Annotated in this window: 18 protein-coding genes; 14 read left to right on the top strand and 4 right to left on the bottom strand. The window is 68.9% G+C overall.

Annotated elements, in window-relative coordinates:
• Positions 1–22 precede the first annotated feature (22 nt).
• Together P7V53_RS09690 and smc are read right to left on the bottom strand one after the other, a co-directional pair.
• Positions 23–1075 carry a cell division protein FtsZ gene (locus P7V53_RS09690; RefSeq protein WP_280155277.1) on the bottom strand — a complete coding sequence of 351 codons (1053 nt, stop codon included), beginning with the start codon at positions 1073–1075 and terminating at the stop codon, positions 23–25.
• 10 nt (positions 1076–1085) lie between these two features.
• Positions 1086–4601 (bottom strand): chromosome segregation protein SMC, encoded by a 3516-nt coding sequence (gene smc, locus P7V53_RS09685; protein ID WP_280155276.1) that lies wholly within the window; start codon positions 4599–4601, stop codon positions 1086–1088.
• A 197-nt stretch (positions 4602–4798) separates the two neighbouring features.
• On the opposite strand from smc, the gene queF reads away from it, so the two are divergent.
• From queF to P7V53_RS09635, 10 genes are all read left to right on the top strand, one after another.
• The gene (gene queF, locus P7V53_RS09680; protein WP_280156474.1) at positions 4799–5227 is read left to right on the top strand and encodes a preQ(1) synthase; all 429 of its coding nucleotides are present in this window, start codon (positions 4799–4801) and stop codon (positions 5225–5227) included.
• Between the two features lie 44 nt (positions 5228–5271).
• On the top strand, positions 5272–6252 hold the full coding sequence (locus P7V53_RS09675; RefSeq protein ID WP_280155275.1) for a DUF72 domain-containing protein: 981 nt from the start codon (positions 5272–5274) through the stop codon (positions 6250–6252).
• An 81-nt stretch (positions 6253–6333) separates the two neighbouring features.
• The gene (gene dapC, locus P7V53_RS09670) at positions 6334–7560 is read left to right on the top strand and encodes a succinyldiaminopimelate transaminase (RefSeq protein ID WP_280155274.1); all 1227 of its coding nucleotides are present in this window, start codon (positions 6334–6336) and stop codon (positions 7558–7560) included.
• Positions 7557–8378, top strand: coding sequence for a 2,3,4,5-tetrahydropyridine-2,6-dicarboxylate N-succinyltransferase (dapD, locus tag P7V53_RS09665; protein WP_280155273.1), 822 nt, complete (start codon positions 7557–7559; stop codon positions 8376–8378). The genes dapC and dapD overlap by 4 nt, the downstream gene beginning before the upstream one ends.
• Entirely contained in the window at positions 8378–9451 is a 1074-nt protein-coding gene (locus tag P7V53_RS09660; RefSeq protein ID WP_280155272.1) for an ABC transporter substrate-binding protein, read from the top strand. The genes dapD and P7V53_RS09660 overlap by 1 nt, the downstream gene beginning before the upstream one ends.
• Before the next feature lie 14 nt (positions 9452–9465).
• Positions 9466–11256, top strand: coding sequence for a diguanylate cyclase (locus P7V53_RS09655; RefSeq protein WP_280155270.1), 1791 nt, complete (start codon positions 9466–9468; stop codon positions 11254–11256).
• A 31-nt stretch (positions 11257–11287) separates the two neighbouring features.
• Entirely contained in the window at positions 11288–12475 is a 1188-nt protein-coding gene (locus P7V53_RS09650; RefSeq protein WP_280155269.1) for a PilT/PilU family type 4a pilus ATPase, read from the top strand.
• A complete protein-coding gene (gene dapE, locus P7V53_RS09645; protein WP_280155268.1) occupies positions 12475–13626 on the top strand; it encodes a succinyl-diaminopimelate desuccinylase in 1152 nt (383 codons plus the stop codon). The genes P7V53_RS09650 and dapE overlap by 1 nt, the downstream gene beginning before the upstream one ends.
• Positions 13623–14513 (top strand): 50S ribosomal protein L3 N(5)-glutamine methyltransferase, encoded by an 891-nt coding sequence (gene prmB / locus P7V53_RS09640; protein WP_280155267.1) that lies wholly within the window; start codon positions 13623–13625, stop codon positions 14511–14513. The genes dapE and prmB overlap by 4 nt, the downstream gene beginning before the upstream one ends.
• Positions 14510–16447 carry an ATP-binding cassette domain-containing protein gene (locus P7V53_RS09635; RefSeq protein WP_280155266.1) on the top strand — a complete coding sequence of 646 codons (1938 nt, stop codon included), beginning with the start codon at positions 14510–14512 and terminating at the stop codon, positions 16445–16447. The genes prmB and P7V53_RS09635 overlap by 4 nt, the downstream gene beginning before the upstream one ends.
• Here the strand turns inward: P7V53_RS09635 and P7V53_RS09630 are convergent, their stop codons facing one another.
• Positions 16448–18097, bottom strand: coding sequence for an ATP-dependent DNA helicase RecQ (locus tag P7V53_RS09630; RefSeq protein WP_280155265.1), 1650 nt, complete (start codon positions 18095–18097; stop codon positions 16448–16450).
• Between the two features lie 90 nt (positions 18098–18187).
• Here P7V53_RS09630 and P7V53_RS09625 point away from each other — a divergent pair, with 90 nt between their 5' ends.
• Entirely contained in the window at positions 18188–18670 is a 483-nt protein-coding gene (locus tag P7V53_RS09625; protein WP_280155264.1) for a MarR family transcriptional regulator, read from the top strand.
• A 54-nt stretch (positions 18671–18724) separates the two neighbouring features.
• Positions 18725–19150 carry an organic hydroperoxide resistance protein gene (locus tag P7V53_RS09620; RefSeq protein WP_280155263.1) on the top strand — a complete coding sequence of 142 codons (426 nt, stop codon included), beginning with the start codon at positions 18725–18727 and terminating at the stop codon, positions 19148–19150.
• A gap of 32 nt (positions 19151–19182) precedes the next feature.
• On the opposite strand, the gene P7V53_RS09615 is transcribed toward P7V53_RS09620, so the two are convergent.
• Positions 19183–20124 carry an asparaginase gene (locus P7V53_RS09615; RefSeq protein WP_280155262.1) on the bottom strand — a complete coding sequence of 314 codons (942 nt, stop codon included), beginning with the start codon at positions 20122–20124 and terminating at the stop codon, positions 19183–19185.
• A gap of 89 nt (positions 20125–20213) precedes the next feature.
• Here P7V53_RS09615 and lexA point away from each other — a divergent pair, with 89 nt between their 5' ends.
• Both lexA and P7V53_RS09605 read left to right on the top strand, forming a co-directional pair.
• Positions 20214–20891, top strand: a complete 678-nt coding sequence (gene lexA, locus P7V53_RS09610; protein ID WP_280155261.1) for a transcriptional repressor LexA — start codon at positions 20214–20216, stop codon at positions 20889–20891.
• 20 nt (positions 20892–20911) lie between these two features.
• The gene (locus P7V53_RS09605; protein ID WP_280155260.1) at positions 20912–21211 is read left to right on the top strand and encodes a helix-hairpin-helix domain-containing protein; all 300 of its coding nucleotides are present in this window, start codon (positions 20912–20914) and stop codon (positions 21209–21211) included.
• Positions 21212–21214: the final 3 nt, after the last annotated feature.

Below are 21214 nucleotides of genomic sequence, written 5' to 3'. Positions count from 1 at the left end.
GACGGAGCGAAGCGGACCCCCGCTACGAGAACAACCGCCGTGCGGCCGGCGAGCCGGCCGCCAGGTCGTGCGCCTCGAGCTTTTCGTACAGCTGCTTCAGCTCGCCGCCGATCGCGGCGAAGCCTTCCGGCGTCAAGGGCCGGCCGTGGTCGTCGACGATGCTGGCGTCCATTCCGAGCGACAGCGCCTGCGCGCTGGCCTGCCAGGCGACGAAAGGCTCGGCAGCCGGATCGGTCTGCGGCACGTCGAAGCTCAGGGTGACGTCGCGCACGGCCGCACGCCCGGGGTCGTCGGCGAATGCAGCCTGCGGATCGAAGGTCAAGGTCAGCACCGGCGGCGCTCCTTCCTCGGGCGACGGCAGCACCAGCCGGCCCGGCACGACGCCGGCGACGAAGCCGTGGCGCGAGGCGTGCTGCTGGATGTAGCCCACGCTCCACGCCGCCGCGCGCGCCTGCAGGTGCACCGCCAGCTGAGCGTCGTGCTCGCCGGCGAAATGGTCGAGCTCGCGCGCCCGCGCGACCACGTCGAGCATGTCGGGAAAGTCGGCCATGGCGCCCACGGCCTCGGCGAAGGCCTGGACCTTCTGCACGAACTCGGAATACTCGATCTCGTTCAGGCCGCCGGTGCGGTTGGCCAGTTGCACGCCGGCCTGGAACTCGCTGTAGCGGCGGCCCGGCGCCGGCGCTTCCCACTCGCCGGTATCGGCATCCAGGCCCTCGATGAGGAAGGGCTTGCTGCCCGCGCGGCGCGTCGTCGGCAGGTGCATCAGCACCAGCTCGCCGCTCACCGGCGCCTCCACCGTCAAGGGCGCGATGGCATCGATCAGCGCATCGAGCCGCAAGGAGGGCCGCCTGGGCGCGCGAGCCTCGACTGCGGGCGTTGCCATGCCGGACGACGGCGGCGCCGGCGCGTCCAGCACGGGCTCGCGCATCTCGCGCGCCTCGGTCCGCGGCGGGACGGGCTCGAGGGCCGCGCGCTTCGGCCCGGCCTTGCGGGCCTGCCACGCACCGTGCGCCACCACGCCCGCCAGCAGCACGCCCCCCACGGCGGCCAGCGCAATGAACAGGTCACTCATCGATCAAGGCTCATGCCGCCTCGGCCATGCCGACCGCCGCTTCCATGTCGACCGCGACGATGCGCGACACGCCCTGCTCCTGCATGGTCACGCCGATGAGCTGCTCGGCCATCTCCATCGCGATCTTGTTGTGGCTGATGAACAGGAACTGCGTGCCCTGGGCCATCTCCTGCACGAGCTTGGCATAGCGGTCGGTGTTGGCGTCGTCGAGCGGCGCGTCCACCTCGTCGAGCAGGCAGAACGGCGCAGGGTTGAGCTGGAAGATCGCGAACACCAGCGCGATGGCCGTGAGCGCCTTCTCGCCGCCCGAGAGCAGGTGAATGGTGCTGTTCTTCTTGCCGGGCGGCTGCGCCATCACCTGCACGCCCGCATCGAGGATCTCGTCGCCGGTCATCACCAGCTTGGCATTGCCGCCGCCGAACAGGCTGGGGAACATGCGGCCGAAATGCTCGTTGACCTGGTTGAAGGTGCTGCCGAGCAGGTCGCGGGTCTCGAGGTCTATCTTGTGGATGGCGTCCTCGAGGGTGGTGATCGCCTCGTCGAGGTCCGCCGACTGCGCGTCGAGGAAGGTCTTGCGCTCGCGTGCGGCAGTCAGCTCGTCCAGCGCCGCCAGGTTGACCGCGCCGAGCGCAGCGATGTCGCGGTTGATGCGATCGATCTCGCCTTGCAGGCCGTAGAGCTTGACGTTGTTGTCGGCGACGTTGCGGGCCAGCGCCTCGAGGTCGACGGTGGCTGCCGTGAGCTGCTCCATGTACTGCGCGCCGCCGAGCTGCGCGGCCTGTTCCTCGAGCTGCAGCTTGGTGATGCGGTCGCGCAGCGGCTGCAGGCTCTGCTCGTGCGCCATGCGTTGCTCGTCGGCCCGGCGCAGCCGCAGCGTGAGGTCGTCGTACTCGCTGCGCTTGGCGCCCAGCGCCGCCTCGCGCTCGACCTTGAGCGCCAGCGCGGTCTGCAGACCGGCCTGCGCGGCGGCATCGGTGAGCACGGTGAGCTCTTCCTGCAGCTGCGCAGCCGACTGCTCGTTGGACGCGACCTGCTGCAGCGCCGTCTCGATGCTGCGCTGCAGCTCGCCGCGCCGCGCGGCCAGCGCACGCGACGAGAACTGCGCTTCCTGGGCCTGGCGCTCCAGCGAGCGCAGCTGCTCGCGCGCGTCGGCCAGCTTGCGTTCGGCGGCGATCACGCCCTCCTCGAGCTCGGCATGGCGCTCCTGCGTGTTCGCGAGCTGCATGTCCAGCTCCTCGAACCTGGCCTCGCCCGTCGCGCGGCGCTCGTTCAGGTCTTCGAGCTGGACGTCGACCTCGGCGAGCTCGCTGTCGAGCTGCGCACGCCGCGTGCTGGTCTGCTCGGCCTGCTGCGACAGGCGCAGCAGTTCGACCTGCAGCTGGTGCGCCCGCGTCTGCGCTTCGGCGGCTTCGCGCCGCGCGGCCACCAGCCGCTGCGAGGCATCGGTGTACGCGGCCTCGGCGCGCACCATCGTGCTCTTCGCCTCCTCGGCGATCAGCGCCTGCGCGCGCGCCTGGCGCTCCAGGTTCTCGATTTCCTGCGCTCGGGCCAGCATGCCGGCCTGCTCGGAATCGGGGGCGTAGAAGGCGACGGCGAACTGGCTCACCGCATGGCCTTCGCGCGTCATGATCACTTCGCCGTGCGTCAGCCTGGAGCGGGCGGCCAGCGCCTCGTCGATGTCGACGGCCGTGTACACCCCCTCGAGCCAGTCGTTGAGCAGCGCCTTGAGTCCGGCGTCGCCCAGCCGCAGCAGATCCGACAGGCGGGGCAGCGTCTGGTGGGTGTTGGAGATCGCGGCCTGAGGCGGCGTGTAGAAGGCGAGCTTGGCCGGCGGCGCGTCGAGCGCGAAGGCGCGCACCGTCTCGACGCGGCCGACCTCGAGCGCATTGATGCGTTCGCGCAGCGCCGCTTCGAGCGCGGTTTCCCATCCGTTCTCGATGTGGATGCGGGTCCACAGCCCCTGCAGGCCATCGAGGCCGTGCTTGGCGAGCCAGGGCTTGAGCTTGCCCTCGGTCTGCACCTTCTCCTGCAGCGCCCGCAGCGCGTCGAGCCGCGCGCTCAGGTCGGCCTGCCTGGCCGTCTCGGTGTTCACCTGCTCCTGCTTCAGGCGGCGCTCCTCGTCGAGCGCAGGCACCTGGTCGGTCAGCTCGTGCAGCCGGGCATCGGTGGTCTGGTGCGCCTCTTCGGCGACCGCGAACTGGCGCTTCAGCTCTTCGAGCCGCTCGGTGTCGGGCGCGGCAAGCTGGCGGCGCTCGGCATCGAGCCGTTCGCGGCGGCCGTTGAGCTGACGGGTCTGCTCGTCGATGTTGCGGCTTTCCGCGGCGAGCACCTGGATCTGCTGCTGAACGCCGGCCACCGCGCCGCGCTGCTCGTTGCTGCGGCCCTGCGCGGCGCGCAGCGCGTCCTCGAAGCCGGGCAGGTTGCCCGCCTGCTCCTCGGCCTGCGCACCCAGCACCTCGCTCTGCTCGTCGGCCATCGATATCTGGGCGGCGATCTGCTCCAGCTCTTCCTGGGCCTGCGTCTGGCGCTGCGTCCACTGCTCGCTCTGCGCCTTGAGCTCGGCCAGCCGCTGCTCGATGCGCTGGCGGCCTTCGACGACGTAGCGGATGCGCTCCTCGAGCCGGCTCACTTCGAGGGCGGCCTCGGCCAGCGCACCCTGCACTGCATGCAGCTCGTCGCCGGCCGCGTAGTGCGCCTGGCGGATCGTCTCGAGTTCGGCTTCGCCGTGGCGCAGCTCGGCCAGGCGCTCCTCGAGCGCGTTGGTCGCGGCCAGCACTTCCTTCCTGACGCGCTCTTCCTCGTTGGACGCATCGCGGTGCTTGAGGAACCACAGCTGGTGCAGCTTCAGCGTCCCCTGCTCCTGCAGCGAGCGGTACTGGGTGGCGACCTCGGCCTGCTTCTCGAGCTTGTCGAGGTTGCTGTTCAGCTCGCGCAGGATGTCTTCGACGCGGGTGAGGTTCTCTCGGGTGTCCTTCAGGCGCGTCTCGGTCTCGCGGCGGCGCTCCTTGTACTTGGAGACGCCGGCGGCCTCCTCGAGGAACAGGCGCAGCTCTTCCGGCTTGCTCTCGATGATGCGGCTGATGGTGCCCTGGCCGATGATGGCGTAGGCACGGGGGCCGAGGCCGGTGCCGAGGAACACGTCCTGCACATCCCGGCGGCGCACCGGCTGGTTGTTGATGTAGTAGCTGCTGGTGCCGTCGCGGGTCAGAACGCGCTTCACCGCGATCTCGGTGAACTGGTTCCACTGGCCGCCGGCACGCGCGTCGCTGTTGTCGAACACCAGCTCGACGCTGGCGCGGCTGGCCGGCTTGCGATTGCCCGAGCCGTTGAAGATCACGTCCTGCATCGACTCGCCGCGCAGCTCGCTGGCCTTGGACTCGCCGAGCACCCAGCGCACCGCGTCCATGATGTTGGACTTGCCGCAGCCGTTGGGGCCGACCACGCCGACCAGCTGCCCCGGCAGCTGGAAATTGGTGGGTTCGGCGAACGACTTGAAGCCGGAGAGCTTGATCGAATTCAGGCGCATGGATGGACTGCCGACGCGATAACGAAGCTTCGCGTTAAGTCGTTGATTTCATTGAAAAAACCCGCAGGGCTGCGGGTTCTCGGACGGGCTGGATGATACCATCGCGCCCCCCGCCGAAACCCTCTCGAAAAGTCACCGCCATGGCCAAGAACGCCGCGCCGAAAGGCACTTCCAGGCCCGCGCCCAAGCAGCGCGAGATGCCGGCCAATCCCCCCACCGCGCCGAGCAAGGAACTGCACGTTTTCCCCAATCCGGCGCCCGAGCGCGACTACGTCATCCAGTTCCAGGTGCCCGAGTTCACCTGCCACTGCCCGCTGACCGGCCAGCCCGACTTCGCGCACTTCACGATCGACATGATCGCCGACCGGCTCTGCGTGGAGCTGAAGAGCCTGAAGATGTACTTCTGGAGCTATCGCAACGAGGGCGCATTCCACGAGAAGGTGACCAACACCATCCTCGACGACATCGTGCAGGCCACCGATCCGCGCTTCATCCGCATCACCGCGAAGTGGTACGTGCGTGGCGGGATCTTCACCAACGTCGTGGCCGAGCACCGCAAGAAGGGATGGAAGCCGCAGCCGGTCGTGGCGCTGCCCCGCCTCGGGCAGGAAAGCGGAATCGCGTAGGCCGCCGCCCAGCCGATGCGGCACGCGGTTTGCCGCGCAGACGCATGGCAGGGCGGATCCTCATCGGCATCTCCGGCTGGCGCTACGGCCCCTGGCGCGGCGTCTTCTACCCCGAGAAGCTGCCGCAGCACAGCGAGCTGAAGTACGCCTCTCGCATGCTGCCGACCATCGAGATCAACGGATCGTTCTACTCGCTGCAGAGCCCCGCCTACTACGCCGAGTGGCACGACGACACGCCCGAGGGCTTCGTGTTCGCGGTGAAGGGTCCGAAGTACATCACCCACCTTCGGCGGCTGAACCAGGTCGAGACGCCGCTGGCGAACTTCTTCGCCAACGGCATGTTCGAGCTGAAGGACAAGCTCGGGCCCATCCTGTGGCAGTTTCCGCCGCAGCTGTCCTTCCAGGCCGATCGCTTCGAGGCGTTCTTCGCCCAGCTGCCGCACGACACCGAGGCGGCAGCTGCCATCGCCGCGCGCCACGACCATCGCGTGGCGGGACGAACCAGCCTGGTGCCTGACCGCAAGAGGCCGCTGCGCCACGCGGTGGAGATTCGCCACCCGAGCTTCGTCGACCCGGCCTTCGTGGCGCTGCTGCGGCGCCATCGCATCGCGCTCGTCGTCGCCGACACGGCCGGCAAATGGCCCCTGCTGGAAGACCTGACCGCGGGCTTCGTGTACCTGCGGCTGCATGGCGACCAGGAGCTCTACGCCAGCGGCTACAGCGACGCCGCCCTCGAGCGCTGGGCCGCACGCATCCGCACCTGGAGCGAAGGCGGCCAGGTCGCCGATGCGCGGCTCGCTTCGTCGCGGCCGGCGCCCCGGCGCGCAAAGCGCGACATCTACTGCTACTTCGACAACGACGTGAAGGTGCACGCGCCTTACGACGCGGCGACGCTGATGCGCAAGCTGGGCCTGGCGACCCCGCTGGCCGGCAAGGGCCAGCCGGTCTGGCCGCCCGGTTGGCAGGCGCCGCGCATTCGCACCGGCAGCGAAGGCTTCGGCATGCGCACCAAGGCGAGGCCGTAGGAATGCGATCCCCGTCACGCTCAGCGGTGGCGTGACGCACCGGCCGCCGTTCCACCAGGGTCGCTCCCCGATAATCGGGGGATGAATCCGCTGCTCGCCCGGCTCCATCCCTATCCGTTCGAGCGCCTGCGCGCCCTCACCCGCGACATCGTTCCCAACCCCGAGCTGAAGCCCATCGGGTTGGGCATCGGCGAGCCCCGCCATCCCACGCCGAAGCTGATCCAGCAGGCTCTGGTCGACAACCTCAAGGGCCTCGCCAGCTACCCGGCCACGGCCGGCGATCCGGCTCTCAGGCAGGCGATCGTCGACTGGCTGACGCGCCGCTATGGCGTGGTGCTCGATCCGGCGACCCAGGTGCTTCCGGTCAATGGCTCGCGCGAGGCGCTTTTCGCGATCGCGCAGACGGTGGTCGATCCGACCCAGCCCGGGGCCACCGTCGTCTGCCCCAACCCGTTCTATCAGATCTACGAGGGCGCGGCGCTGCTCGCCGGCGCCCGCACCGCCTTCGCGAACAGCGACCCGGGGCGCAATTTCGCCCCCGACTGGGACGCCGTGCCCGAGGCCACCTGGGCGCGCACGCAGCTCGTGTACGTCTGCTCGCCCGGCAATCCCACCGGCGCGGTGATGCCACTGTCCGAGTGGCAGAAGCTGTTCGACCTGTCCGACCGGCATGGCTTCGTGATCGCCTCGGACGAGTGCTATTCGGAGATCTACTTCCGCGACGTGCCGCCGCTGGGCTCGCTGGAGGCGGCGGCCCAGCTCGGCCGCACCGACTTCCGCCGTCTCGTGGCCTTCACGAGCCTGTCCAAGCGCTCGAACGTGCCCGGGATGCGCTCGGGCTTCGTCGCCGGCGACGCAGCCGTCCTGAAGCCCTTCCTGCTGTACCGCACCTACCACGGCAGCGCGATGAGCCCGACCGTGCAGCGCGCGAGCATCGCCGCCTGGAGCGACGAGCAGCACGTGATCGACAACCGCGAGCTGTACCGGCGCAAGTTCCAGCAGGTCGCGCCGCTGCTGGCTCAGGTCCTCGACGTGTCGCTGCCCGACGCCGGCTTCTACCTGTGGGCCGACGTGTCGCGCATCGCGCCGGAAGGCGGCGACGTCGCCTTCGCGCGGGGCCTGCTCGCTCAATACAATGTTGCGGTGCTGCCGGGCAGCCTGCTGGCCCGCGAATCCAACGGCAGCAATCCGGGCGCCGGGCGGATCCGCATGGCGCTCGTGGCGGAGGTCGACGAGTGCCTCGAAGCCGCCCGACGCATCGTCGCGTACGCACGCTCCCTTCATCCCTCCCCGGTATCCATTCCATGACGCATCAACTGCAAGCAACGATCGAACTCGCCTGGGAGAACCGGGCATCGCTGACGTCCGAGAACAGCCCCGAAATCCGCGAGGCGGTCGAGCAGGTCATCGCCGACCTCAACAAGGGCCGCGTGCGCGTGGCCGAGCGCCAGGGCGTGGGCCAGTGGACCACCAACCAGTGGGTGAAGAAGGCCGTGCTGCTGTCGTTTCGCCTGCAGGACAACCAGCTCATGCACGCCGGCGAGCTGGCCTTCTTCGACAAGGTGAAGACCAAGTTCTCGCACCTCGACGAGGCGGAGATCCGCGCCTCGGGCGTGCGCATCGTGCCGCCCGCGGTGGCGCGCCGCGGCTCGTACCTGGCCAACAACGTGATCCTGATGCCCAGCTACGTCAACATCGGCGCCTACGTCGACGAGGGCACGATGGTCGACACCTGGGCCACGGTCGGCTCGTGCGCGCAGATCGGCAAGAACGTGCACCTGTCCGGCGGCGTCGGCATCGGCGGCGTGCTCGAACCCGTGCAGGCCAATCCCACGATCATCGAGGACAACTGCTTCATCGGCGCGCGCTCGGAGGTCGTCGAGGGCGTGATCGTCGAGGAGAACAGCGTCATCTCCATGGGCGTGTTCATCGGCCAGAGCACCAAGATCTACGACCGAACCACCGGCGAGACCTACTACGGACGCGTGCCGGCCGGCTCGGTCGTGGTCAGCGGCAACCTGCCCAGCGCCGACGGCAAGTACAGCCTCTACTGTGCCGTGATCGTCAAGCGAGTCGACGCGCAGACGCGCGCCAAGACGAGCATCAACGAGCTGTTGCGCGCCTGATGCTGTCGCGGCAGGTCCAGCGCCCACCCCGCCGGGCCGGCCTGCGGAGGGCGGCGGCGCTCACGCTCGCAGCCCTGCTGCCGCTGGCCGCGCAGGCAGTCGAGACCCTGCGGGTGCTGTCGTGGCCCGGCTATGCCGATCCCGACATCGTCAAGGCCTTCGAGCAGCGCCACAAGGTCAGCGTGCAGGTGACCGTCGTCGGCTCCGACGAGACGCTGTGGGAGCGCGTCAACGGCAACAACGGCGGCGACTTCGACGTCTTCGCCGTCAACACGGCCGAGCTGAAGCGCTACGTCGACAAGGGCCTGGCGGTGCCGCTGAACCTCGCGAACATCCCGAACGTCGCGCAGCAGCTGCCACGCTTTCGCGACCGCTTCGCCATCCCCAACCTCATGCGCGACGGCGCGGTCTATGCGGTGCCCTACACCTTCTCGGAGATGGGCCTCATCTACGATCGCCAGCAGCTCCCCGAGCCGCCGACGTCGATCGCCGCGCTGTGGGACCCCAAGTACAAGGGCCGCGTGCTCGCCTTCGACACCGGCGGCCACAACTTCTCGATCGCCGCGCTGGCGCTGGGCAAGCCGGATCCCTTCCAGCTCGACGATGCCGCTTACCGCGACATCGCCGCCCACCTGATCGCGCTGCGGCGCAACGTGCTCACCTTCTACAGCCTGCCGGAAGAGTCGGTCGAGCTGTTCCGCGACCACAAGGTCGCGCTGCTGTTCGCCAACTACGGCACGCAGCAGGTGCAACAGCTGAGGAAGGCCGGCGCCGATATCGGCTACGTGATTCCCAAGGAAGGAGCACTGGCCTGGCTGGACTGCTGGACCATCACCCGCGGCGCGAAGAACAAGACGCTGGCCGAGGCGTGGATCAACTACATGCTCGAAAAGCCCGTGAGCCGCGCGCTGACCGAGCGGCAGGGCCTGGCCAACACGGTCGAACCGAGCGAGATGGACGACCGCAAGAACAAGATCATCTGGCTCGAGCCGGTGGAGGATGCGAGCCGGCGCTCCCGCACGTGGGGGCACATCGTCTCCGGCGACCGGCCGGTGGCGCTCGAGTCGCGTTGAGGCCCGGCAACGCCATGCGCCTGGGCATCCGCTTCCGCCTCGGCATCCTGCTGGCGGCGTTCGGCGTGCTGGCCACGGGACTGACGGGGCTGTACTCGTACACCCAGAGCCGCGAACTGCTGGTGCGTGCTGCCGAACGGGACCTGATGACCTCGACGCAGGTGTTCGGCCGCCGCCTGTCCACGGCGATCAGCAGCGTCAGCGACGACGTGCGCATGCTGACCGAGCTGGAGCTGACGCGCAGCCTCGCCAAGGGCGACGGGGCCGCGCAGGAGATGCGCAAGGCAGCGCTGGCCGACGCCTTCCATGCCGTGCTGCGCGCCAATCCCGACTACTTCCAGGTGCGCTTCATCAGCGCCCAGGATCACGGGCTGGAGGTGGTGCGCGTCGACCGCGACGGCCCCGGCACGGTGCGGGTGGCCGATGACCTGCTGCAGGAGAAGGCGCATTTCCCCTATGTCTTTCGCGCTCTGTCGCTGCGCACCGGCGAGGTGTTCCTGTCGAAGATGGGCATCAACCACGAGGTCGGCTCGCATGCGGCGCTGAACCAGCCGACGCTGTACGTGTCGAGCCCGGTGCCGGGCGCGCAGAGTGCGGCGGCCGGACTCATCGTCGTCAGCGTCGACGTGAATCGGGTGTTCGGCGCGCTGAAGGCGGACCTGCCTTCCCACCTGAGGCTGTTCCTCACCAACGAGTGGGGCGACTTCCTGATCCATCCCGACCCGACGCAGGCCTTCGGCTTCGACCAGGGCCGGCGCGTGCTCATCCAGGAGAGCTTCGCGGCCGTCGAGCCGCTGCTGCACGACAGCCAGCAGCCGCTGCTGGCGCGCGCTGACTTCGGCCAGGCCGAGCCCGACCCGGTGCTGGGCGCCTTCATCAAGCTGCCGCTGGGGCGCCAGGCGGACTCGTCCGCCGGCAAGCTCGGGACCGTCGCCGCGGCGCCCGAGGGAGGACGCGGGCGGTTCCTGATCCTGGGGGTCGCGCAGCCGCTGTCGCAGATCCTGGCGTCCACCCACATCCTCGGCCGCACGACGATCCAGATCGTGCTCGCCTTCAGCGCCATCGCCATCGTGCTCGCCATGTTCGCGGCCCGCCTGGTGACGCGTCCGCTCAACCAGATGACGCGCGAGGTCAAGCGCTTCTCCAGCGACCAGGCGGTGGGCGAGCTGCCCACCGCGCGCCATGACGAGATCGGCGAGCTGGCGCGTGGCTTCGACGAGATGCAGACGCGCATCCGCTCGGCCATGGCCGAGCTCGATGCCAGCCGCAACCGCCTGGCCCACATGGCGCGCCACGACGCGCTGACCGGGCTGCCCAACCGTTCGGTGTTCCTCGACCGGCTCGAGCACGCCATCTTGTCCACGCGTCGCAACGGGGGCTGCCTCGCAGTGCTGTTCATCGACCTCGACCGCTTCAAGCACATCAACGACAGCCACGGCCACGCGGTGGGCGATCTGGCCCTCGTGGAGACGGCGGCATTGCTGAAGGCGGCGGTGCGCGAGGTCGACACCGTCGCCCGCTGGGGCGGCGACGAGTTCGTGATCCTGCTCGAAGCGATGGACGAGGAGCACGAAGCCCGCCGCGTCGCCGAGACGCTGCTGGACCGCTTCTCGCGGCCGATGCCCGTCGGCGAGCTGATGCTCGATCTGGGCGCCAGCATCGGCATCAGCCTGTACCCGCGCGATGCGTTCGACGCGCCCGAGCTGATCCAGCGTGCCGACGAGGCGATGTACCTCGCCAAGCATCGCGACGGCAACCGTTACAGCGTGTTCGGCACCGAGATGGGGCCGGAAAGCGTGAAATGATCCTGTCTTTGGAAGCGGGAAGGAAACCAGCATGAGCGGCAACATGGAGCGGGTGCTCCGGCTGATGGCGGACAAGGGCGCATCCGACGTCTATCTCTCGGCGAACACGCCCATCCTCATCAAGATCAACGGCCAGATCCTGCAGCTGTCGGACCAGCCGCTGACCCATACGCAGCCGCGCCAGCTGCTGTCGGAGCTGCTCACGCCGTCGCAGCTCGAAGAGCTGGACGACACCGGCGAGCTCAATGTCGGCGTGGGGCTGGCCGGTGTCGGCAGCTTCCGGCTGAGCGGCTTCAAGCAGCGCGGCTCGGTGGCCGCCGTGTTCCGCTGCATCCCCCACCACATTCCGGCGCTCGACACACTGAACCTGCCGGCGCTGCTGAACACGCTGGTGCTCGAAAAGCGCGGCCTGATCCTGATGGTGGGAGCCACCGGCACCGGCAAGACGACCACGCTCGCGTCGATGCTCGAGCAGCGCAACCAGCAGATGGCCGGTCACATCCTCACCATCGAGGACCCGATCGAGTTCCTGTTCACCAACAAGAAATCGGTCGTCAACCAGCGCGAGGTCGGGCGCGACACGCAGTCGCTGCAGGTGGGCCTGAAGAACGCGCTGCGACAGGCGCCCGATTGCATCCTGATCGGCGAGATCCGCGACCGCGAGACGATGACCTCCGCGATCTCCTACGCCTTGTCGGGCCACCTGGTGCTCTCGACGCTGCACGGCAACAACAGCTACCACGCGCTGGGCCGCATCCTGTCGTTCTACACGCCCGAGGCCCGCCCTGCCCTGCTGGCCGACCTGGCCTCGGGACTGCGCGCCATCGTGTCGCAGCGTCTCGTGCGCGCGACCGCCGGCGGCCGCGTGCCCGCGGTGGAGGTCATGCTGAACACCAAGCTCGTCTCCGAGCTCATCGAGCAGGGCGATTTCAACGGCGTGAAGGAGGCGATGGAGAAGTCGCTGGCCGAGGGCTCGCAGACCTTCGAGCAGGATCTCGCGCGCCTGATCACCCAGGGCACCATCACGCGCGACGAGGGCCTGGCCTTCGCCGACTCGCCCACCAACCTGATGTGGCGACTGCAGAACGACATGAGCCCGGTGTCGCGCGCGGTGCAGAAGAAGGAAGAGGTGGACGACCAGCCCACCTTCACCGAGATCACGCTCGACGTGCGGCCCGAGGAAATGAGCACGCGCAACTCCACGCTCAGCGGCTACTGATGTCGCGCACGCTCCAGCTCACCGAGCAGCTCATCGCCTGCCGGTCGGTGACGCCGGACGACGGCGGCTGCCAGGCCTTGCTCGCGCAGCGCCTGGAGCTGCTCGGCTTCCAGTGCGAGACGCTGATCGCAGGCCCCGAGGACTTTCGCGTCACCAACCTCTGGGCGCTGCGCCGCGGCAGTGCCGGCGACGACGGGACGCTGCTCGCCTTCGCCGGTCACACCGATGTCGTGCCCACCGGCCCGCTGAACCAGTGGCGCAGCGATCCGTTCGTGCCCACGCATCGCGACGGCAAGCTGTACGGGCGCGGCGCGGCCGACATGAAGACCTCGCTCGCGGCGATGGTCATCGCGATCGAGGAGTTCGTGATCAACCACCCCCAGCACCGGGGCTCGATCGCATTGATGCTCACCAGCGACGAGGAGGGACCGGCCGTCGACGGCACGGTGCGCATCGTCGAACGGCTGCAGCAGCAGGGCGTGCGGCTCGACTGCTGCATCGTCGGCGAACCGACCTCGGTGAACCGGGTCGGCGACATGATCAAGAACGGCCGCCGCGGCAGCCTGTCGGGCCGGCTCACGGTCAAGGGCGTGCAAGGCCACATCGCCTATCCCCAGCTGGCGAAGAACCCCATCCACCTCGCCGCGCCCGCGCTGGCCGAGCTGGTCGCCGTCGAGTGGGACCGCGGCAACGACCACTTCCCGCCGACGAGCTGGCAGGTGTCGAACATCCACGGCGGCACCGGCGCGGGCAACGTCATCCCGGGCGAGCTCGTGATCGACTTCAACTTCCGCTTCTCGACCGAGTCGACGCCGGCGTCGCTGAAGGAACGGGTGCACGCGGTGCTCGACCGCCACAAGCTGGAGTACGAGCTGGCGTGGACGCTGGGCGGCGAGCCTTTCCTCACCCGGACCGGCTCGCTCAGCGAGGCGCTGACCAAGGCGATCCGCAGCGAGACCGGCCTGGCGCCCGAGCTGTCGACCACGGGCGGCACCTCCGACGGCCGCTTCATCGCGAGGATCTGCCCGCAGGTGGTGGAGTTCGGGCCTGTCAACGCCAGCATCCACAAGATCGATGAGCATGTCGCCGTCGCAGACATCGATCCGCTGAAGAACATCTATCGCCGGACGATGGAAAATCTCGTCCTATGACGCTGATCGAACTCATCACGGCCCAAGCCGCCCGCCTCAAACAGGCGGGCGTTTCGTTTGGGCACGGCACGACCAACGCCTTCGACGAGGCAGCGTGGCTCGTGCTGTGGGCCCTGGGCATGGAACTCGACGCGCTCGAGCAGCACGCCAGGCGCACGCTGGGCGCCGACGAACAGGCCAAGGCCGAGGCCCTGATCACGCAGCGCATCGAGACCCGCCGGCCCGCTGCCTACCTGACCCGCGAGGCCTGGCTGCAGAACGTTCCCTTCTACGTCGACGAGCGCACCATCGTGCCGCGCTCCTTCATCGCCGAACTGCTGGCCGACGGCGAAGGCACGGGCATCCTCGATGCATGGCTCTCCGACAGAACGAACAAGGTGCTCGACCTGTGCACCGGCAACGGCAGCCTGGCGGTCATCGCCGCCATGGCCTATCCGGAGGTGGTGGTCGATGCGGCCGACGTCTCCGACGACGCGCTCGCCGTGGCGCGCATCAACGTGGACCGGCACCGTCTGGCCGGGCGCATCACGTTGATCAAGTCGGACCTGCTCGACCAGGTCAGCGGGCCCTACGACCTGATCGTCTGCAATCCGCCCTACGTGAACACCCACAGCATGCAGGCGCTGCCGCAGGAATACCGGCACGAGCCCGCGATGGCGCTGGCCGGCGGCGACGACGGCATGGACCTCGTGCGCCGCATCCTGCGCGATGCGCCGTCGAAGATGACGGCCAACGCCGTGCTGGTGCTCGAGATCGGCCACGAACGAGCGCATTTCGAGCACGCTTTCCGCCGGCTGGAAGTGGTGTGGCTGGAAACCAGCGCCGGCGACGACCAGGTGCTGCTGGTCACACGCGAGGCGCTGCAGCGCTGGAGCCGCAAGCCATGATCAACCTGCGCGAGGTCACGTTGCGGCGCGGCGTCAAGGTGGTGCTCGATGCCGCGACGGTGACGCTGCAGCCTGGCGAGAAAGTAGGCCTCGTCGGCCGCAACGGCGCGGGCAAGTCGTCGCTGTTCGCGCTGCTCGCCGGCCGCCTGCACGCCGAGGCCGGCGACGTCGACATGCCCCCGCGCTGGCGAATGGCCGAGGTCGCGCAGAACATGCCGGAGACCGAAGAGGGCGCGACCGACTTCGTGTTGCAAGGCGACACCCGGCTGGTGGAGGCGCAGGCGCAGTTGGCACGAGCCGAAGCGGCCGACGACGGCCATGCCATTGCCGAAGCGCACCACGCGATCAGCGACGCCGGCGGCTTCGACGCGCGCGCCCGCGCGCAAGCGATGCTGCTGGGCCTGGGGTTCAAGCCGGGCGAGCTCGACGCGCCCGTCGCCAGCTTCTCCGGCGGCTGGCGCATGCGGCTGCAGCTGGCGCGCGCGCTGATGTGCCCGGCCGATCTCATGCTGCTGGACGAGCCCACCAACCACCTCGACCTCGATGCGCTGGTGTGGCTGGAAGCCTGGCTGCAGCGCTACGACGGCACGCTCATCGTCATCAGCCACGACCGCGAGTTCCTCGACGCCATCACCCGCGTCACCTTGCATCTCGAAGACGCCAAGCTCGCGCGCTACACCGGCAACTACACCGCCTTCGAGGAGATGCGCGCCGAGCGCATGTCGCAGCAGCAGGCGAGCTACGAGAAGCAGCAGGAACGCATCGCGCACCTGCAGAAGTTCATCGATCGATTCAAGGCCAAGGCGACCAAGGCGCGCCAGGCGCAAAGCCGGGTCAAGGCGCTGGCCCGCATGGAGAAGCTGGCGCCGGTGCTCACGGCCGCCGACTTCTCCTTCGAGTTCCGCGAGCCGCTGTCGCTGCCGAATCCGATGCTGGCGATGAACCAGGTCGCATGCGGGTACCGACAGCCCGAGGCCGCGTCGGGCGACAAGATCATCGTGCGCGGCGTCGACCGCTCCGTGCTCGCCGGCCAGCGCATCGGCATCCTCGGCGCCAATGGACAGGGCAAGTCGACGCTGGTCAAGACGATCGCGCGCACGCAGCCGGCCCTGGCCGGCACCATCACCGAGGGCAAGGGCCTGGCGATCGGCTACTTCGCCCAGCAGGAAATGGACGTCCTGCGGCCCGACGATTCGCCGCTCAACCACATGATCCGGCTGGCGCGCGAGGTGTCGCCGCAGGCGCGCGAGCAGGAGCTGCGCAACTTCCTCGGCCAGTTCCGCTTCGAGGGCGACATGGTCCACCAGGCCGTCGGCACGCTCAGCGGCGGCGAGAAGGCGCGGCTGGTGCTGGCGATGCTGGTGTGGCAGCGACCCAATCTGCTGCTGCTCGACGAGCCGACCAACCATCTTGACCTCGACACGCGCGAGGCGCTCTCGATGGCGCTCAACGAGTTCGAAGGCACGGTGATGCTGGTCAGTCACGACCGCGCGCTTCTGCGCGAGGTGTGCGACGAGTTCTGGCTGGTGAGCAGCGGCGGCGTGCGCCCCTTCGACGGCGACCTCGACGACTACCAGCGCTGGCTGCTGGAGACCGCGAAGGAGCAGGCCAAGGCGCTGCGCGAGTCGTCCGCCGCGCCGAGCGCCGAATCGGGGCCCAGCCGACGCGAGGACCGCAAGGCCGCGGCGCTCGCCCGTCAGCAGCGCGCCGACCAGGTGAAGCCGCTGAAGCGCGAGCTGATTCGGATCGACAACCGGCTGGGCGTGCTGTTCACCGAGCGCGACGAGCTGGAGGCGGTGTTCGCCGGCGGCTCGCTGGCGCCCGAGCAGCTGGCCGACAAGGGCAAGCGGCTGAAGGCGGTGACCGACGAGATCGATCAGCTCGAGGGCAAGTGGCTGGAGCTCAGCACGCAGATCGACGCCTTGAACGCCTGATCACGCGGCGCGCACGACCTGCGCGATGAAGGAACGGCGCGCACCGTCCGGGAACACCACCTTCACTTCCTCGCCGGCCACCTGCTCCACCTTCCCGCCGCCATAGCGCGGCACGCGCACCTCGTCGCCCGCCTTGAACGCGGGCTCGATCAGCGCCGGCATCGTCACGGCCTGCTCCGGCACGTCGCGCACCGGGGGAGGATGCAGGCAGTTGTCGCAATGCCCGCAATGCTCGTCGGCGTCCACGGGCTCGTCGAAGTACGACAGCAGCACGCGCCAGCGGCAGAAGCCGGTCTGCGCATAGAAGACCATGCGCTCCAGCGCCTCGTGATCGCGCGCCGCCTTCTCCTCGTAGCCCGTGGCCATTTCCTCGAGTCGGCCGATGTCCGCCGACACCTTCGGATTCAGCGACCACGCGCGCGATGCATCCGACTGCGCGATGCCGGCTTCCCTCAGCAGCTGCAGCGCAACGCTGATCCGCGTTCGCGGCATGCCGTTGAGCGTGCCGTCGATGTCCTCGATGCCGACCGGATGCGGCGCCGCCGAGAGCACCGCGTGCACGGCCTGCAGGTCATCGGCGGTCGGATACCGGCGGGCGAGGAAGAACTGCTGGACCTGCTTGTCCTTCAGGTGGAACAGCAGCACGCAGTCCGCCGGCTCGCCGTCGCGGCCGGCGCGCCCGGCCTCCTGGTAGTACGACTCCATGTTGCCCGGCATCTGGTAGTGGATGACGAAGCGCACGTCCGGCTTGTCGATGCCCATCCCGAACGCGTTGGTCGCCACCATCACGCGGGCGTTTCCGGCCATGAAACAGTCCTGGCTGGCGTTGCGCTCGGCAGCCGGCATGCGGCCGTGATAGCGCGCCACCTCCTCCCCGGCGGCGCGCAGGCGATCGTGTACTTCTTCGCATGCCTTCACGGTCGCCGTGTAGACGATGCCGCATCCACTTGCGTTGCGCAGCGCCTCCAGCAGGCGGTCGAACTTCTCCTCGTCGCGGGTGGCCTGCACCACCTGCAGGCGCAGGTTGGGGCGGTAGATGCCGGTGTTGACCACGTGCATGCGCGGCCGCCCGAGCTGCTGCCGGATGTCGTCCACGACATCGGGCAGCGCGGTGGCCGTCAATGCCAGCACCGGCGGGTCGCCGAGCTGCTTCATCGCGTTGCCGATCTCCAGGAAGGCCGGGCGGAAATCGTGGCCCCACTGCGAGATGCAGTGCGCCTCGTCGACGACGAACAGCGCGATCGGCTGCGACTGGAGCGTGGCGATGAAGTGCGGATCGGTCAGGCGCTCGGGCGTGGCAAAGACGATGGCGCCCCCGGCATGCGCAATGCGCAGCATCGAGGCTTCCTGCTCCTTGCGCGGCTGGGCGCTGTTGAGCTGCTCGACGGCGACGCCGGCCTTCTCGAGCTTGTCGGCCTGGTCCTTCATCAGCGAGATCAGCGGCGAGACGACGACGGTCACGCCATCCAGATGGAGCGCGGGAAGCTGGTAGCACAGCGACTTGCCCGCCCCGGTGGGCATGATCGCCAGCGTGTCGCGGCCTTGCAGCACCCGCGCGATGACCTGGTGCTGGCCGTCGTGCAGGCGTGCGATGCCGAATGTCTCGCGCATCGAGTGGTGCAGCGCGGCCGGTATGGCGCGGTCGTTCATGCCGCGAAGGTGGCAAACGACGTACCCGCACGGAGAACTTCTCCGACAAAAGCACTTGCGCGTTTAAATTGCGTGCAATACAATTGCGCCATGTCGAAAACATCGCCTTCGCCCAAGCCGAGTCCGGCCGAGATGCTGAAGCTGGACCACCAGCTCTGCTTCGCGCTGTATTCCGCCTCGCTCGCGATGACCAAGCTGTACAAGCCCCTGCTGGACCCGCTGGGCCTCACCTACCCGCAGTACCTGGCCATGCTGGTGCTCTGGGAAGGCGACGGCATCGCCGTCTCAGAGCTCGGGCAGCGGCTGCAGCTCGACTCGGGCACGCTCACGCCGCTGCTCAAGCGGCTCCAGGCCTCGGGCTGGCTGGTGCGCCAGCGCGACAGCGCGGACGAGCGGCGCGTGCTTCTGCACCTCACGCCGGCGGGCCGCGCGCTGAAGGCGCGCGCCGCCAAGGTGCCGCCGCACGTCGCCTGCGCGGCGGGCTGCAGCCTCGAAGAGCTGACCGCGATCACCCGGCGTCTCAAGCAGCTTCGCGACCAGATCCAGTCCTTCTCCGCCGCGGATGCTGCCTGACGGGCGTCTGCTTTCGCTTTTCTCACCCCACCAACCACAACCCAAGGAATCACCATGGCCCTCGACAAAGTGCTCTACACCGCCCGCGCCACCTCCACCGGCGGCCGCGAAGGAACCTCCAAGTCGTCCGATGGCGCGCTGGAAGTGCGGCTGTCCACGCCCAAGGAGCTCGGCGGCGCCGGCGGTCCGGGCACCAATCCCGAGCAGCTGTTCGCGGCCGGCTATTCGGCCTGCTTCATCGGCGCGCTGAAGGCAGTCGGCGGCAAGATGAAGATCGCAATCCCCGCCGACACGTCGATCAACGCCGAGGTGGGCATCGGCCCCATTCCCACTGGCTTCGGCATCCAGGCCAGGCTCGACATCTCGCTGCCGGGCGTGGACCGCGAGACGGCCGAGAAGCTGGTGCAGGCCGCGCATCAGGTGTGCCCGTACTCGAACGCCACCCGCGGCAACATCGACGTCACCCTGAACCTCATCTGAAGCCGCGGCGCCATGACGGTGTCACGGCACCGTCATGGCCGCGATAGCAGGGACAGCATCAGCTCCACGCGCGCCTTTTCCGGCGTCAGGTCCTCGGCGCTCGGCAAGGCATCGCCTGCAACGCCGATGACCCGGCCCGCGCGCGTGCGCGTGCTGCGCAGCACGCGCACGCCGCGCTCCTGGGCGGTCACGAGCGCCGCTTCCAGCTCGCGATGCACCGTGCCGTTGCCGGTGCATGCCACCACCAGCCCGTGAGCCCCTGAGTCGCACAGCGCCTGCACCGCGGCGCCGCGCGCACCGGCATGGCTGGTCACGATTTCCACCACGGGCCAGGCCGACCCATCGGCCGGCACGCGCTCGAGGCCGAGCGCCGCGCCCTCGGGCCATGGCCGAAAGCACCGCAAGCGGCCCTCCTCGATCGCGGCAATGGCACCCGCGTCGCCCGAGTCGAAAGCGTCGATGCGGTACGGATGCACCTTGCGCACGTCCCTCGCCCCGTGGACTCGCCCGTCCAGCACCGCCACGACGCCCCTCGCTCCCGCATGGCGCGCCACCGCCACCGCATCGAGCAGGTTCTGCGGACCGTCCGCCTGCAGCGCGGTGGCAGGCCGCATCGCGGCGGTCATGACGAGCGGCTTGGCAGGCGCGAGCACGCGCTGCAGGAACCATGCGGTCTCCTCCAGCGTATCGGTGCCGTGGGTCACGACCACGCCGCTCACCTCGGCCCGCGCCAGGTGGTGGGCACAGCGCGCCGCGAGGTCGCGCCACACGGCGTGGGTCATGTCCTTGCTGTCGAGCTGCGCGACCTGCTCGCTCTCGAGCGGCGCACCTGCCAGAGCGGGCACGGCCTGCAGGAGCTGCGTGACGCCGACCTGACCTGCGGTGTAGCCGACGTTGTCCGAAGCATTCGCGGACCTTCCGGCGATCGTGCCGCCGGTGCCGAGCACCACGACGGTGGCTGCCTGGTTTTGCATTTTTTTCGAAGCTGGATGAAAATACAGGTACTGGATGAATGCCCAGTCACGACCCAGGCCACAGAGCAGCCCAGCGAAGCGAGGACCCCGTGCAGGACGCCCCCAAACTCACCGAACGGCAGCAGCAGATTCTCGACCTGGTCCAAAGCGCGATCGAGCGCACCGGTGCACCACCCACCCGAGCCGAGATCGCCACCGAGCTCGGCTTTCGCTCGGCCAATGCCGCCGAGGAGCACTTGCAGGCCCTCGCACGCAAGGGGGTCATCGAGCTGGTGGGCGGCACCTCGCGCGGCATCCGCTTGAAGTCTGACACATTGCGCGCACTCAACCAGAGCCGCGGCAAGCAATTCAGCCTGCCGTTGCCCAGCCTGGCGCAGCTGTCGCTGCCGCTCGTGGGCCGCGTCGCCGCCGGCAGCCCCATCCTGGCGCAGGAACACATCGACCAGACCTATCTCATGGAGGCCACGCTGTTCGCGCGCCGTCCCGACTACCTGCTCAAGGTGCGCGGCATGAGCATGCGCGACGCCGGCATCATGGACGGCGACCTGCTGGCGGTCCAAAAGGCCACCGACGCGAAGAACGGCCAGATCGTGGTGGCGCGGCTCGGAGACGACGTCACCGTCAAGCGGTTCCGGCGCACGCGCACCAGCATCGAGCTCATCCCCGAGAACCCCGAGTTCAAGACCATCGTGGTGCCGTTCGGCGACGTCGACTTCCAGCTCGAAGGCCTGGCCGTCGGCCTCATCCGCAACAACATGCTGATGTGATGCCCGCGATGGAGGCGTCCATGGTGATCAAGGCACCGAAGGCGGCCAGCGCCGCCGAATGCAAGACGCTGGAGCAACTGCCGAACATCGGCCCGTCGCTGGCCGCCGATCTGCGCCTCATCGGCATCCTGGAGCCGCGCGACCTGCGCGGCAAGGACGCGTTCGTGCTGTACCAGAAGCTGTGCGCCGCCACCGGACAGCGTCAAGACCCGTGCGTGCTCGACACTTTCATGGCCGCCACCGATTTCATGAGCGGCGCCCCGGCCGCGCCATGGTGGAAGTACACCGCCCAGCGCAAGGTGTTGTTCGGGCAGCTTTGACGC

Origin of the sequence: Piscinibacter sp. XHJ-5, from assembly GCF_029855045.1 — a bacterium.
Classification (GTDB): domain Bacteria; phylum Pseudomonadota; class Gammaproteobacteria; order Burkholderiales; family Burkholderiaceae_C; genus Albitalea.
Note: the sequence above shows the minus strand (reverse complement) of the source record. Positions and strands in the feature narration are given on the sequence as shown.